This is a genomic window from Shewanella seohaensis (assembly GCF_023283775.1).
In the GTDB taxonomy this organism is placed as follows: Bacteria; Pseudomonadota; Gammaproteobacteria; order Enterobacterales; family Shewanellaceae; genus Shewanella; species Shewanella seohaensis.
This window is the reverse complement of the sequence record NZ_JAKILE010000007.1, coordinates 197,417-210,781: the sequence shown is the minus strand read 5'-3', so window position 1 is coordinate 210,781 and position 13,365 is coordinate 197,417. Positions and strand designations below refer to the sequence as shown.

The window sequence follows — 13,365 nt, the reverse complement described above, 5'->3', positions numbered from 1 at the left end:
CTAGCCCTAGGTCGGAGGGGTTAACCGCCAGTGCTATTCATAAAGCGCAGGATTTGCACGCCACTATTATCGAAAACATGTTGCTTAGGCTTGAGCTTGATACCTTGGAGAATCGCGGTTTTAAGGCGCTCAATGTCCCCGGGATATTCTCGCACAATGCTTTTTAAATCAATGGAGTGTTCATTACCTAGGCAGAGTAATAATTGCCCCTCTACGGTTACGCGCACTCTATTACATTCGTGGCAAAAGTTGTGGCTATGGGGTGAGATAAACCCGATATGAATCGGACTATCCGCCATGGTGTAGTAACGCGCTGGGCCGCCTGTGCGCTTATTGGAAAGTTGCAGGGGATAATGCTCGTTAATCATGGCCTTAACTTCATCACTGCTGCAATGACGCGCGTCTTTACGCTCGTCCATTTCACCCAGCGGCATTTCTTCAATAAAGGCGATATCTAGGTTTCGGTCACGGCAAAAATTAACCAGATCAATCACTTCATGTTCATTTTGCTGCTTAAGGATCACCGCATTGATTTTAATGCGCTCAAAACCTGCGGCGATGGCCGCATCAATCCCTTCGATCACACGTGCTAATTTACCGTTACGTGTCAGTTGGGTAAAGAGCTCGGGGTTAAGGGTATCTAGGCTGATGTTTAAGCGCTTAAGACCCGCATCAAACATAGGCTTGGCAAACTTACTGAGCCTAGAACCATTCGTGGTCATCGATAAATCTTTAAGCCCTGGTAGCTTGCCCAGTAAGCGCACCAGTTGATCGCAATCGCTACGCACCAAGGGCTCGCCGCCGGTGAGGCGAATTTTAGTCACCCCCAGTTCCGTAAAGGCTTGGGCAATCCAAGCCAACTCTTCGAGATGCATAACATGGTCTTTGGGCAAGAAGCAGGGATCTTCCGTCATGCAGTAGACACAACGGAAGTCGCAGCGATCCGTCACTGAGAGTCGTAAATATTCGACCTGACGGCCAAAGGCATCCACGAGTTGGCTCATAGGGATTCAGTGGCTCTTATAGAAGATCGGCAAAAGGTTGAATAAACACGGTTTCACCCGCATTCACCGCCTCAGCATCATCTCCAATGATGATAAGGCAATTGCCTTTGACCATAGAGCTGAGCATGCCCGAACCTTGGTTGCCTGTGCTGGTTACGTGCAGTCTGCCATCATTACCGAGGCGATAAATTCCGCGGATAAACTCAGTGCGGCCCGTGCGGCTACGCAGGGTTTCATCGGTAATCGCCGGGAATAACGGCGCCTGCCAGTTTGTTTCACCGCCGAGTTTACGCAGCGCAGGTTGCACAAATTGCAGGAACGACACCATCACAGCCACCGGATTGCCGGGTAAGCCGAAGAATAGGCTATCGCCGACCTTACCAAAGGCGAGTGGGCGACCGGGGCGCATATTGATCCGCCAGAAGTCGATATTGCCAAGGCGCGCTAGCACGGCCTTGATGTAGTCGGCGTCGCCAACGGAAACGCCGCCTGAGCTGATCACCACATCGGCCTGCGCCGCGGCTTTGGTTAAGGTCGCTTCGAGTGCGCTTTCGGAATCTTCAATAATACCTAAGTCAATGACTTCACAACCTAAACGTTTTGCCATCGCCTTGATGGTGTAACGGTTCGAGTCATAGATGCAGTTTGGATTCAGAGCCTCGCCGGGTTGGCTGACTTCATCACCTGTGGAGAACACGGCCACGGTCGGGCGACGATAAACCGTCACTCGGTCAAGGCCGAGGGAGGCTAATAAGCCCTGTTCGGCGGCGCTTAGGCGTGTGGCTTGGGTGAGGGCGACTTGGCCTTGGCCTATGTCTTCACCCGCAAGGCGAACGTGTTGGCCCTGTTGAATGCGGCCATCGAAACTGACCTTGGCATTGGCCTCGTTAGCCAGCTCTCGAGGTTGAACTGTATCTGCGCCAGCGGGCACGGGCGCGCCCGTCATAATGCGCACGGTTTCACCCGCTTTGAGTGTGCCCGAATATTGATGTCCGGCGAGGACTTCGCCGACTAAGGTAAAGCTTGCAGGCAGCGGATCTTGATAGGCGAAGGCATAACCATCCATCGCCGAGTTGGTTTGCTGCGGAACATCCACGGGCGAAATGCTGTCGCGCGCAAGCACGCGGTTATCTAATGCATCTAAACCAACCTCTTCCACCTCAGCGACTGGGGCGACATGGGATAAAATCTGCGCCAAGCCTTGGCTCACGCTCAGGTTTTTATCGCTGCCCAAGGTGCAGGCATCGACAGTCGCTATTGGTAATGCGGGGTTGGGTGCTTGCCAGCTATTGGCATATTCCATCACAAAGTCAGCAATTTGCGCGACATTGTTAAGGTCGAGTCTTCTTAGCTCGCTCGGCAGCGCTGTGTCATCACAGCAAGCGATGGCGAGAATATTGTCGTCTTGGGTATAGATAAACGGCTTACCGTGGGCGGCGCGGTGCAGCTCAATTTTCGGTAGCGTGAGTTTTTTAAAGCCTTCGACTAAGACGATATCGACTTTATCGGCTTCAATTTGCTTGAGCAGGTGGACTAACTCTGGGTCGCCATCGCGGGCATCTTCGGTCATTAGCGCCCAACGCACATGGGAGGCGACTAGCATTTGCCGCGCACCGGCTTTGCGCATCTCGTAACTGTCTTTACCGGGAATATCGACATCGAAATTGTGGTGAGCATGTTTGATCACCGCCAGACGCAGGCCGCGCTGATTTAATTCGGGGATCAATTGCTTGAGTAGTGTGGTTTTCCCCGTGCCGCTATAGGCACAAAATCCGAGAACGGGAATAGATAGCGGATTGACGAAGGGAGTACTCATTTGCACCTCTAATCTAGGAAATTTGAAGCCTTAGCTTTGGTTTATCTCTGCAGCCAGTCGTTGTTTTTGTTCTGGCGTGTTCACATTGACGAAGGCATTGGGTTGATCGGCAAAGGCCGCCACCGCAAAGCGATGTTTGGCATACCAAAAATCAATTTTACGCTCACCCGCTTCGAGAAAGGCGGTCATCGACTCGCGCAGGCTCGGCTTTAATAACATCACCACGGGTTGCTCACGTTCCCCATCACTGGCAACGGCAAGTTCAGCATCGTTTGCCTCAATGGCGGCCAATAAGCGGGCGACTAAATCCCGCGGCAGCAGCGGACAATCGCAGGGCACCACGAGCAGATAGTCTGCTTGGGTGTGACCCATAGCAGTGATCATGCCCGCCAAGGGGCCGAGAAACCCAGTATGCTCATCGCTCAACACCGTAAAACCGAACTCAGCATAACGTGTTTGGTTACGATTTGCGTTGATCAGGATCTCCTTAACCTGAGGTTTTATCCGCTCGATAGTGTGTTCAATCATGGCCTTGCCGTTTAGCTCGACGAGGCCTTTATCGTCCCCGCCCATACGGCGCGCCATACCTCCGGCAAGAATTACGGCATCAATTTGCAACGACATATAAAGATCCCTGTGTGGAGTTTGTGGGCGTTTGCTGACGGGAGGTTATCACCTGTTGGTCTTCAATGTGCCACTGCTGCTCGCAAATGGCGGTGAGCGCACAGTTTTGGTGGCTGCTTAATAGCATTCCCGTTCCTTGCTGTTTGAGCTGTTGGATCATTTGCAGCACTAAGGCTTGGGAGTCCTTATCCATATTGGAGGTCGGCTCATCGAGCATCAGTAACTTTGGCTGCAAAATCCAAGCGCGGGCGATGGCGAGGCGTTGTCTTTCGCCGCCGGATAAATTGCTGGCTCTGGCTTGCAATAGCGAGCCCAGTTGTGCCATCTCAATTGCTTGACCAATTCTACGTTTGGCTTCGGTTTTTGAGGCCGCAAAGGGAAGCCCGTAGGTCAGGTTGTAATTGACTGTACCATCGAATAGATAGGGATGCTGGTGGAGGTAAACGGCTTTGCCCAGCAAAGGGTTGCGTGTCCACCATGGGTCCTTTTTAAAGCTGCTGACTTCAATCTTGCCCTTAGATGGCGGCTGTAGACCCGCGAGGATCTTCATTAGGGTCGACTTGCCCGAGCCGTTGTCACCCTGCAAATAAATGACGTTCCCTTGGCACAACTCTAGGCTATGGGCTTTGAATAATAAGCGCGAGCCAAAGGACATTTCCAAGTCACGGGCGATCAGTTTGGCTTGGGTCATAAGTTAATGGCTCCTTGGCGTTTCTTTGCCGCGTAAACTACCTAAGGCAAAGTTGAGGATCAAGGCCAAGATTAGCAGCACTAATCCGAGGGCGATAGCTTGGGCGAAATCGCCTTTACTGGTTTCCAGTGCGATAGCCGTCGGGATATTACGTGTTACGTTTAAAATGTTGCCGCCGACCATCATAGAACAGCCGACTTCGGTGAGAATACGGCTAAAGGCTGCGACAATTGCCAGCAATAATGGCATACGCAGTTCGCGGCACACTGTCCAGACCGCGCTAAACCAAGAGGCGCCTAAGGTGCGAGAGGTTTCCCATGCCCGGCGATCGACACTGGTGAAGGCCGCTTGACTCATGGCGATCATCACGGGGGCGCAAATCATCATTTGGCCGAGGATCATCCCTTCTTGAGTGAACAACCACTTTAAATCCCCAAGCGGGCCGTTGCGGGTCAAGATGAGATACACCAACAGGCCGATGACGACCGTGGGGATCGATTGCAATGTTTGTACTAAGTTAGTGACAAACCACTTTCCGGGGAAATGGGCAAACGCCAACACAAAACCGAGCACCATAGAGGGGACTAAGGTGATGAGCAGCGCCGCGAAAGAAACCGAAAACGAGACAGAGATGATGGACCAAACGTCGGGGTCCAATGAAAACAGCAGGCTTAACGCCTGCTGTAACAGTGCTAGCCAGCCTTCGCTCATTCGCTATAGGTTGCCTTGAACAGTTGCTCGCCTTCAACTTTGAAGTTGTTGATCATGGCTTGACCTTCTTTGCTGATCAGCCAGTCACTGAAGGCTTTAGCGCCTTTGTGGTTCAGATCTGGGTATTTAGCTGGGTTGATCAGAATCACTTGGTATGGGTTCGCCAGCGTTTTACCGCCATCGAAATCGACACCTAAGTCCAACTTAGTTTTGTACGCCACGAAAGTACCACGGTCAGACAGAGTGTAACCTTGTAATTCGTTTGCCATCAGCAGGGTTTTACCCATGCCTTGACCTACTGAAGTGTAACCTTTGAAGTCAGGAGTTACGCCTGCGGCTTTCCATACTTCTAACTCTTTGATGTGGGTGCCAGAGTTGTCACCACGAGAGACGAAAGGTAAGCCAGATTTGGCGATTTTTGCGAAGGCTTCTTCGGCGGTTTTGCTTTCACGTAGTTTTGCTGGGTCGTTTTTAGGACCTAACACCACGAAATCGTTTTCCATAATGCCACGTGGCTCAACACCAAAACCGTCGGCAACAAATTTTGCTTCAGCACTTGGGGCGTGGGTCATCACTAAATCCACATCGCCTTGCTCGCCCAGTTTCAGGGCTTTACCCGTACCCGTTGCGATAACTTGTACTTTGTAGCCTGATTCACTTTCAAACTTAGGCAGTAATTCTTTTAACAGACCTGAGTTTTCAGTACTGGTGGTGGTGGCTAACTTGATCACTTCAGCCGATTGAGCGGGTAACACTGTGAGCATGCTGGCTGCAACAACCAGGCCCAGTAATGACTTCATATGGGATTTCACGTTTAGCATGGATACTCCTTGGCGAAAAATAGGGTTCCGACTCAATTGCCTACTGAGTGGGAGGTTCCGTAAATTGTAATGCGTTCGATTGAAAGCAAATAGGATGCCAAACCAACAATGACGCATTTACGTTCACAGCTTGATCTAAATTGTGACCCTGATCTCAGGCTCAACAAATAGTTTGCAGACAAATTGTCTCAGCGCATGCTTCTTATGGTTCATAGTGACCTATTTGTCTAGTTTCAATGCTAGAATTGGTCGCAATTGAGTCAAAATGTCCAGAAGTGAGCACTATGAGCCAGATAGATAATAACCTCAAGCCCCTTCCTTCCGCTGTGTCTGTCCTGATCGTCGATGACGAGCCCGGGATGCGTAGCTTTTTGAATAAGGCGCTCTCGAAGAAATTCGCCTTAGTCGAAACGGCGGGCAGTATTGAAGATGCTGAGCAGTTACGTAGTCGCTGCCACTTCGACCTATTGATTGTCGATATCCGTTTACCGGGGCGCTCGGGCATTGAGTGGCACGAAGCCTTAGATGAACAAGGCCGCCGCTCCGATGTGATTTTTATGACCGGCTATGCGGATTTAGAAGTCGCGATTAAGGCGCTGCGGGCTGGTGCCTCAGACTTTATTATGAAGCCCTTCCACCTCGAGCAGATGATGTCGGCGGTTGACCGTTGTATTGAACGCCGTTTGCTGCGCCGCGAAAACTTAATGCTGCGCCGTGAAGTCTCTATTGGCTATTCCTCCACCATTATCGGTAGCAGCGAGGCCATGAAGTCGGTCAAGCAAGTGATTGAGCGCGTGGCACCGACCAATGCCGTGGTGTTAATTCAAGGCGAATCGGGTACGGGTAAAGAGCTTGTCGCGCGCCAATTACACTTACTCAGCGGCCGCCAAGGGCCATTTGTGCCCGTTAACTGCGGCTCTATCGCGCCCGAACTACTGGAGAGTGAACTCTTTGGCCATACCGCGGGGGCATTTACCGGTGCTAAGGGAAATCGCGAAGGCTTATTCAGTTTTGCCTCCGGCGGCACCATTTTCCTCGATGAAATTGGTGAGATGCCCCTCAAGATGCAGACGGCACTGCTCAGGGTATTAGAGCAAAAGGCGATTCGCCCCGTCGGCAGTGAGAAGGAAGTGAATATCGATGTCCGGGTGATTGCGGCCACTAACCGCACACTGGTGGATGAAGTCGAGGCGGGTAACTTCCGTCGTGATCTTTATTATCGATTGAATGTGCTGGATATTTTAATTCCTCCGCTGCGTGAGCGTCCGGAAGATGTGGTCGAATTGACCCACCACTTTACTCGCCAATTAGCGGCCGAATTGGGTGTGCGCGAAGTCGTGTGGAGCCATGAGGATATGGTGAAGCTGCAACAGCACGAGTGGCCAGGCAATATCCGTGAACTGCGCAATATGATTGAACGCTGCATTCTGCTTGGCAAGCCGCCTGCGGAATACTGGAAGCAGCAGGTCAAGACAGAGTCTTCGGCCTCCCAAGGTTATCCCTTAGATTGGCCGTTGAAAGAAGTGGAAAAACACCATGTGACCAGCGTGGTGGATCTGCACTCTGGCAATAAATCGGCGGCGGCGAGGGACTTAGGCGTTTCCCGTAAGACCTTAGATCGCAAATATAAAGAGTGGTTTGACGTTAGCGACGAGCAGGAGTTCTAAGTGTCGTTTTTTACTCACTTTTTTGGTGTCAGTTGGCAGCAAATGCAGGCCAAAGTGCGTTATCGCATTCTGATCCTCACCTTGCTGCCGATTTTGCTCACCTTGGTGAGTTTAGTGTTTATCACGATTTACTGGAATATCAGTTACACAGGCAAGCAACTGTTTATGAAGGTAAAAGCCGATCTGGCTGTGGCGGAAAATACCCTGCAACAGGTGCAAGTTCGTCAGGAGAAACAGCTCGAGAGAGTGATGACCTCATGGACTTTTCAAAATGATTTTCGGCCCATTCTCAGCGGCGAATTGGCCCACAGGGCGAGCATCGATGCCTTTTTAAATGAGCAAAAAAAGCAACTCGATCTGGATTTTCTAAGGCTTGTCAGTGTGGCCGAGGCCGCGTCAGACCCGGATTTGCGACAAATTTTACCGAAAATGGGTGGTCTTTTACCCTATTCGGGGCTGATGGTGTTATCACCTGAACGTTTGGCGCGGGTTGATCCGGATTTAGCCCAAAGGGCGGCGATTCCCTTACTAGCGACACTGCGGGCGCAAAGCCCGAATAAACAAGTGGAAGACCGTGGTCTACTGAGCCGCAGCTTGCTGCCGATCCCCGATTTTGAGGGCAAAGTGGCTTGGTATCTCGATGGCGGCGTGCTGTTTAATCGGGATACGCGCATCGTCGACCATATCCGCGACCTCGTGTACGACAAGGGCACGTTGCCGGAGCGTTCCATCGGTACTGTGACCATTTTCCTTGACAATATTCGTGTCTCAACCAACGTGCCTTTGCATTTTTTCCCACAATCGAATGAACCCCAAGGGCGGGCGCTCGGCAGTTTAGTGTCGGAGGAAGTGCGCGAAAAAGTGCTGAATCACGGCGAGTTATGGGTCGATCGCGCCTTTGTGTTTAACGATTGGTTTATTTCCGCCTATGCGCCCTTAGAAGATATCCGTGGGCAACGTGTTGGCATGATCTATACCGGATTCTCAGAGTCGCCCTTTATCCATAACTACCTGCTTAATATCATCGAGTTAGGCACTATTTTGATGCTGGTGCTGCTGATCTCCGGCTTGTTGGTGTACCGCGGTGCTTACAGCTTGTTGCAACCGATTGAGCGTATTCACCATGTGGTGCAAGCGGTGCAGTCTGGTCGCAATGTACGTATTGGCGCCTTGGGGCTGGACAGGGATAACGAATTGTCGAATCTTGCCGAGCAGTTCGACCGTATGCTCGACTTATTGCAGCGGCGCAACGCGCAAATCCAATCCGCGGCCGAACAACTCGAGATGAAGGTCGAGGAGCGGACTCGTAGCCTGCAGGATAAGACTTTGGAATTGCAGCGCAACGTGGCGTTACTCAATGAGACTCGCCAGCAGTTAGTGACCAATGAAAAGTTAACCGCGCTGGGTGAGCTAACCGCAGGGATTGCCCATGAGATCAATAATCCAACGGCGGTGATCCTCGGCAATATGGAGCTGCTGCGTTATGAGCTTGGAGATAATGCCGAGTCGGTAAAAGAAGAAATCGACCTTGTTATCCAACAGGTTGGCCGCATTAGCACTATTATCCGCAGCCTGCTGCAATACAGCCGTCCTGGTGAGTTTAACGCTCCCTTAGAGATGCATCCTATTACGCCTATCATCGAGGAAATGCTGGTATTAGTGCGGCACTCGATTCAGAAACAAGAAGTGGTGCTGATCACTGAACTGAACGCCAGCTGCCCAGTGCAGGTTAATCGCCCGCAGTTGCTGCAAGTGCTGATTAACCTTGTGGTTAACGCCGCTCATGCGATGGACGGTAAGGGCAGGATTTGGGTGCGAACCTATGATTGGCTGCAGCAAGATATGCCGATTGGGGTGAAAATTGAGGTTGAGGACGAAGGTTCGGGGATTGCGCCTGAGCAGCTAGGGCGGATTTTTGATCCCTTCTACACCACGCGTAAAGACGGCACAGGCCTTGGATTATCCTTAAGTTACGGCATTATCAAGCGCATCGGCGGCACCATAGAAGTGAGTTCTGTACTGGGTAAGGGCTCTATCTTCACCATTGGTTTGTACCATGAGGCGAAGGAAGATCAGCAAAACAACCCCTACGATGGTTTACATTTTTCCGGCCAAAGCACCGAAATGTCATCTTAGAAGCGACTCTGCACACAACGCTATAGGATTGATTCACTGAATAAAAAGCAAAAAAAAGCCGGATGATGAATCCGGCCACAAAAGAGTGTGTGTGAGCAATGTCGTGCTTGCAAACTCAGGAGCACTTTAACAACGTCAGATTACCAGTCATCCGTGTTAAAGATGAGTTTTGGAACGCAAGTTAACGATAATCATTCTCAATTAGGTTTGCAAGCTATTTCTCGCAAAAAATGCACATTTTTATGTAAATCGCCTTTAAGCAGTCGCAATCGACTTGCTTAAATGCAGTTTATGGTCGATCAGGCTTTGCGGATCGGCCTTCAGTTCAGTAATCAAGTACTGGTTTCTAATCAACAGATTGAGCATGGCGGGGAAGCGGTTCATGGTCTTAACCTGGATGAAGTTATAACCTTGGCGGCTTGCCCATGTTTCTTGGTATTCCAATAGGCTTTGTGCCAGACCTAAACGTCTAAAGTCGGTCGCAACACCGCCTAACCAACTGTAAAACACGGCATCAGCCTGTTCGTATCCCAGCTTAAAGCCTGCAAATTCACCTTCCACATAGGCTAAGAGAATCAAGCAAGTCTTATCCGAGAGACGTTCTGCCAGTGTTTCGCTGGTCAGCGGGCGGTCGAGTTCAGGGATTTGCTTGCTCAGTTCGATAAGCTGTGTGGTCAACTCAGGTGTCAGAGCTGTCAGAGCTTTGATTTCAATTGAATACATAATTTTCTCTCACAGAAAATCAGCCCCAAATGCGCATAAACACAGTGGGGCTGAACTAAAAACTGCTCAAATTATAACAGGTCTGGCCAGTTGAGTTAATCAGGAAAATGATTTTTGTGGACTGGTTTGCAAGATCTTGTCTTGTAAGACCTTCAGCAGGACGCCGTAGGCGGGCAGGAATAACCCTAAGCTCACGAGTAATTTGAAGCTGTAATCCACGGCCGCGATTTCGGGCCAGTTGGCCGCCATAAAGCTGTCTGTTGAGGCATAAAAAGCGACACTGAAGAACACTAAGGTGTCGACTAAGTTACCGACAATGGTCGATGCCGCAGGCGCGACCCACCAAGAACGGCTTTGGCGTAGGCGAGCGAAGACTGTGATATCCATCAGCTGACCAATCAAATAAGCCGCGAAGCTGGCGAAGGCAATGCGAAACACAAAAGTGTTCCATTGGCTTAAGGAATCAATCCCTTGGAAGCTGCCTTGATGGAATACCACACCCATGACATAGGAAATCATCAACGCGGGCACCATGGCCTTGAGAATGATGCTACGGGCAGGTGTTTGTCCAAAGATGCGCACGGTGAGATCGGTCGCCAGATAGACAAAGGGAAAACTAAACGCGCCCCAAGTGGTGTGAAAACCAAACAATTGAAACGGTAGTTGTACCAAGTAGTTGCTGACGCAAATAATCAGTATGTGAAATCCCACTAATAGCAGGAGTGCGCGGCGAAGCTGCGCTGGGGTTAACATTAACATATGTGGCCTTTTTAGTTGTGTAGGGCGGGGTGAGGGAACCCGCTAAATGATCTGTTGTTATTTTACCCAATATCAGCGTGCGGAAATCGGGGTCGCCATTATAGTGACCAGGTTCGAAGATGCAAGCTTACTGTTTATATTCCAAGCAATTTAGCCTTGAGTTTCGAGGAGGAGTGGTAGATAAGGTCACAGCACTGGCAGGGAAATTATCCTACACTGTTAAGAAATGGGAGGAGAACGCGATGCGATCATTTCTTGCGGCCTTGTGTTTTAGTTTATTGAGTTTGTGTTCCTACGCGACACCGGCTAAGCCCGTAGTGATCCATCTGGTCACTGCTTCGTGGCAGGGTTTCTCCAATCCTGATGAGACGGGTTATTACTTCGATATTCTCCGCAAGGCTTTTCCTGCTCCCGATTGGCAACTCGATGTGCAGTTTATGCCCTTTGCCCGCACGCTTTATATGGTTGAAACCAGCAGAGTGGATATGATCCTCAGTGTTTACAAGGGGGATGTGAAAAACAGCCTACTGAGTGAAAACCCCGTTGAACTCGACTCTATCGATGCCGCCGTTACCCCGCAAATTGCGGCGACTTGGTCGGGGATGGAGAGCCTATCCCACAAGAAAGTGCAGGCCATGTTGGCCTATCGCTATAACATGCTGACGACGACCCCGATGTTTTATGAGGAAGGCAGCGATATCTTAAGCATGCTAAATAGCGTGAATGCGGGGCGAACCGATGCCGTGCTGGATTACAGAAAGAATATGGAGACTCTCGTCCCTCAATTGAAGGCGCCGCAGCAGTTTGTGATTATTCCTGGGGTGCTCACCGCCGAAACTTATTTCGCCTTTGCCAATACGGAAAAAGGGCGGATGCTAAAGCAACATTTTGATATTGAACATAAAAAGCTGATTGATTCCGGTGAGCAAGAACGACTCTACACAGAGACTAAGGCCAATGGCTATTGAGTTTGCCGTTACAGTTCGATCAAAATTGACATAATCGTCGCCAGCTTATTCTCCAGCTCCTGCCATTCCGCCTCGGGATCCGAACCCGCAATAATCCCCGCTCCGGCAAACAGATTGATCTTGCCTGGTTCAATCAAGGCGCTACGAATCGCCACCGAAAATTCACTCTCGTACTTATTGAAATAACCACAGGCACCGGCGTACCAGCCGCGCATGTAGCCTTCGCGTTCGCGAATAAAGCGCATGGCAGACTCGCGGGGAAGGCCACCCACAGCAGGAGTTGGGTGCAGAGCCTGTAGCAATTGGAAGTCATTCACGCCCTGCTTTAACTCGGCGCGAATGGCGCGGTGGAGATGCTGAATATGGTTTAGCTTAAAAATCGTCGCGGTTTCTTCGGCGCCCACATGTTGGCTCAAGGGGGAGAGCATACTGACGATATGGCGGCGAACCAGCTGGTTTTCTATGCTGTTTTTGTTGTCTTCGAGCAGCGCGTTGGCCAGTGCCGTGTCTTCTTCTTGGTTTAAGCCACGTACTGTGGTGCCTGCAAGCGCCTCGGTAAACAATTCCTGCTGACGACGGCGAAATAACCGCTCTGGCGAGCAGGAGATATAAGTGCGCTCAGGGCTAAATTGGAAGCCAAATTGGAAACTATTCGGATTACGCCCCTGCCAGCAGGCTAACACCATCCAAGGATCGACCTGTGCATTGACCTCAAGCTCAGTGTGGCGCGACAGCACCACCTTGGGCGTCTCTTGGTTAAACTTGGGCTCAACCACTTGCTCGATTAAGGTCTTCCAGCGCGGAAAATCGGGAATATCGGTGCGGCTCAACAGCGCAAGTTTATTGGGCGGTGCGAGCGGACGAGCCGGTAGCACGGCTTCTATCGCGGCAATGGCGAGGTCGATTTCCTCTTCGGGATGCCGATCGGCAAAGTTCAGATTGACCCGCAAACTGAACTGGTTCGCGCTGCGTCTAAATTCGATACGCGGTAGCACAAAGCGACTATTACCAAACTCTGGCCAGGACTCTATGCTGCGGTCAAACGCCACGCCGCCGTAGTAACGGATCTCGGGATTCGTGGTTAAGGCGCGTTGCTGTTGGTAAATTTCCGCTAAGGTGTCATCATCGACGCCGGTTTCAAACTTAAAGTCTTTACAGGCACCAATCGCCGCCACTTCTTCAACCTTGTCACGTCCATGCCAGTAGATGCGCGGGTATTGGTTTTGGGATGCCAGCCATGAAATCAAAGGGATAGAAACAGTGGTTAAGGATAACTGCACTATCGGCTCCGTCGGTGGAACCTGCTTCAATTGAATGAGTTTGTCGATGAGAGACTTAAGGTCTTCAGACAGGGCGTGAGCGGGCAAATAAAACTCCAAAGGTAACGAGATGAAGGTGGTGGCTGAAGTTCCGGCAGTCAGCGGTAAGTTAATCCATTCTTTTTA

At 50.7% G+C, this 13,365-nt stretch carries 12 protein-coding genes; 3 read left to right on the top strand and 9 right to left on the bottom strand.

What is annotated here, in order from left to right; genetic code table 11:
- Positions 1-20: 20 nt before the first annotated feature.
- Genes moaA through L2713_RS10415 form a run of 6 tightly spaced genes read right to left on the bottom strand, consistent with a single transcriptional unit; the run spans position 21 to position 5,667 of the window.
- Positions 21-1,004 (bottom strand): GTP 3',8-cyclase MoaA, encoded by a 984-nt coding sequence (gene moaA / locus L2713_RS10440; protein WP_248967837.1) that lies wholly within the window; start codon positions 1,002-1,004, stop codon positions 21-23.
- Between the two features lie 16 nt (positions 1,005-1,020).
- Complete coding sequence (locus L2713_RS10435) at positions 1,021-2,820, bottom strand: bifunctional molybdopterin-guanine dinucleotide biosynthesis adaptor protein MobB/molybdopterin molybdotransferase MoeA (protein ID WP_248967835.1); 1,800 nt, start codon at positions 2,818-2,820, stop codon at positions 1,021-1,023.
- A 30-nt stretch (positions 2,821-2,850) separates the two neighbouring features.
- Positions 2,851-3,444, bottom strand: coding sequence for a molybdenum cofactor guanylyltransferase MobA (gene mobA / locus L2713_RS10430; protein ID WP_023266178.1), 594 nt, complete (start codon positions 3,442-3,444; stop codon positions 2,851-2,853).
- Positions 3,428-4,135 (bottom strand): ABC transporter ATP-binding protein, encoded by a 708-nt coding sequence (locus L2713_RS10425; protein ID WP_248967834.1) that lies wholly within the window; start codon positions 4,133-4,135, stop codon positions 3,428-3,430. Before L2713_RS10425 ends, mobA begins: the two co-directional genes overlap by 17 nt.
- A 3-nt stretch (positions 4,136-4,138) precedes the next feature.
- Positions 4,139-4,846, bottom strand: coding sequence for an ABC transporter permease (locus L2713_RS10420; protein WP_011624596.1), 708 nt, complete (start codon positions 4,844-4,846; stop codon positions 4,139-4,141).
- Positions 4,843-5,667, bottom strand: a complete 825-nt coding sequence (locus tag L2713_RS10415) for an ABC transporter substrate-binding protein (RefSeq protein WP_011624595.1) — start codon at positions 5,665-5,667, stop codon at positions 4,843-4,845. The genes L2713_RS10420 and L2713_RS10415 overlap by 4 nt, the downstream gene beginning before the upstream one ends.
- A gap of 284 nt (positions 5,668-5,951) precedes the next feature.
- Here L2713_RS10415 and L2713_RS10410 point away from each other — a divergent pair, with 284 nt between their 5' ends.
- Both L2713_RS10410 and L2713_RS10405 read left to right on the top strand, forming a co-directional pair.
- Positions 5,952-7,334, top strand: coding sequence for a sigma-54-dependent transcriptional regulator (locus tag L2713_RS10410; protein ID WP_011718787.1), 1,383 nt, complete (start codon positions 5,952-5,954; stop codon positions 7,332-7,334).
- Positions 7,335-9,470, top strand: a complete 2,136-nt coding sequence (locus tag L2713_RS10405) for a sensor histidine kinase (protein WP_248967833.1) — start codon at positions 7,335-7,337, stop codon at positions 9,468-9,470.
- A 255-nt stretch (positions 9,471-9,725) separates the two neighbouring features.
- On the opposite strand, the gene L2713_RS10400 is transcribed toward L2713_RS10405, so the two are convergent.
- Both L2713_RS10400 and L2713_RS10395 read right to left on the bottom strand, forming a co-directional pair.
- Entirely contained in the window at positions 9,726-10,193 is a 468-nt protein-coding gene (locus L2713_RS10400) for a GNAT family N-acetyltransferase (RefSeq protein ID WP_248967832.1), read from the bottom strand.
- 99 nt (positions 10,194-10,292) lie between these two features.
- Positions 10,293-10,952: a 7-cyano-7-deazaguanine/7-aminomethyl-7-deazaguanine transporter gene (locus L2713_RS10395; RefSeq protein ID WP_039977624.1), complete on the bottom strand. Its 660-nt coding sequence runs from the start codon at positions 10,950-10,952 to the stop codon at positions 10,293-10,295.
- A gap of 242 nt (positions 10,953-11,194) precedes the next feature.
- Between L2713_RS10395 and L2713_RS10390 the strand changes: the two genes are divergently transcribed.
- Positions 11,195-11,920: a type 2 periplasmic-binding domain-containing protein gene (locus L2713_RS10390; RefSeq protein WP_248967831.1), complete on the top strand. Its 726-nt coding sequence runs from the start codon at positions 11,195-11,197 to the stop codon at positions 11,918-11,920.
- A gap of 8 nt (positions 11,921-11,928) precedes the next feature.
- Here the strand turns inward: L2713_RS10390 and L2713_RS10385 are convergent, their stop codons facing one another.
- Positions 11,929-13,287 (bottom strand): isochorismate synthase, encoded by a 1,359-nt coding sequence (locus L2713_RS10385; protein ID WP_248967830.1) that lies wholly within the window; start codon positions 13,285-13,287, stop codon positions 11,929-11,931.
- Between the last annotated feature and the right edge of the window lie 78 nt (positions 13,288-13,365).

What these genes read in the sequence shown, in the direction of transcription:
- L2713_RS10410 (WP_011718787.1), top strand. Translation starts at nt 5,952, where the DNA reads ATGAGCCAGATAGATAATAACCTCAAGCCCCTTCCTTCCGCTGTGTCT.
- L2713_RS10425 (WP_248967834.1), bottom strand. Translation starts at nt 4,135, where the DNA reads ATGACCCAAGCCAAACTGATCGCCCGTGACTTGGAAATGTCCTTTGGC.
- L2713_RS10435 (WP_248967835.1), bottom strand. Translation starts at nt 2,820, where the DNA reads ATGAGTACTCCCTTCGTCAATCCGCTATCTATTCCCGTTCTCGGATTT.
- L2713_RS10415 (WP_011624595.1), bottom strand. Translation starts at nt 5,667, where the DNA reads ATGCTAAACGTGAAATCCCATATGAAGTCATTACTGGGCCTGGTTGTT.
- L2713_RS10390 (WP_248967831.1), top strand. Translation starts at nt 11,195, where the DNA reads ATGCGATCATTTCTTGCGGCCTTGTGTTTTAGTTTATTGAGTTTGTGT.
- L2713_RS10400 (WP_248967832.1), bottom strand. Translation starts at nt 10,193, where the DNA reads ATGTATTCAATTGAAATCAAAGCTCTGACAGCTCTGACACCTGAGTTG.
- L2713_RS10395 (WP_039977624.1), bottom strand. Translation starts at nt 10,952, where the DNA reads ATGTTAATGTTAACCCCAGCGCAGCTTCGCCGCGCACTCCTGCTATTA.
- mobA (WP_023266178.1), bottom strand. Translation starts at nt 3,444, where the DNA reads ATGTCGTTGCAAATTGATGCCGTAATTCTTGCCGGAGGTATGGCGCGC.
- L2713_RS10420 (WP_011624596.1), bottom strand. Translation starts at nt 4,846, where the DNA reads ATGAGCGAAGGCTGGCTAGCACTGTTACAGCAGGCGTTAAGCCTGCTG.
- moaA (WP_248967837.1), bottom strand. Translation starts at nt 1,004, where the DNA reads ATGAGCCAACTCGTGGATGCCTTTGGCCGTCAGGTCGAATATTTACGA.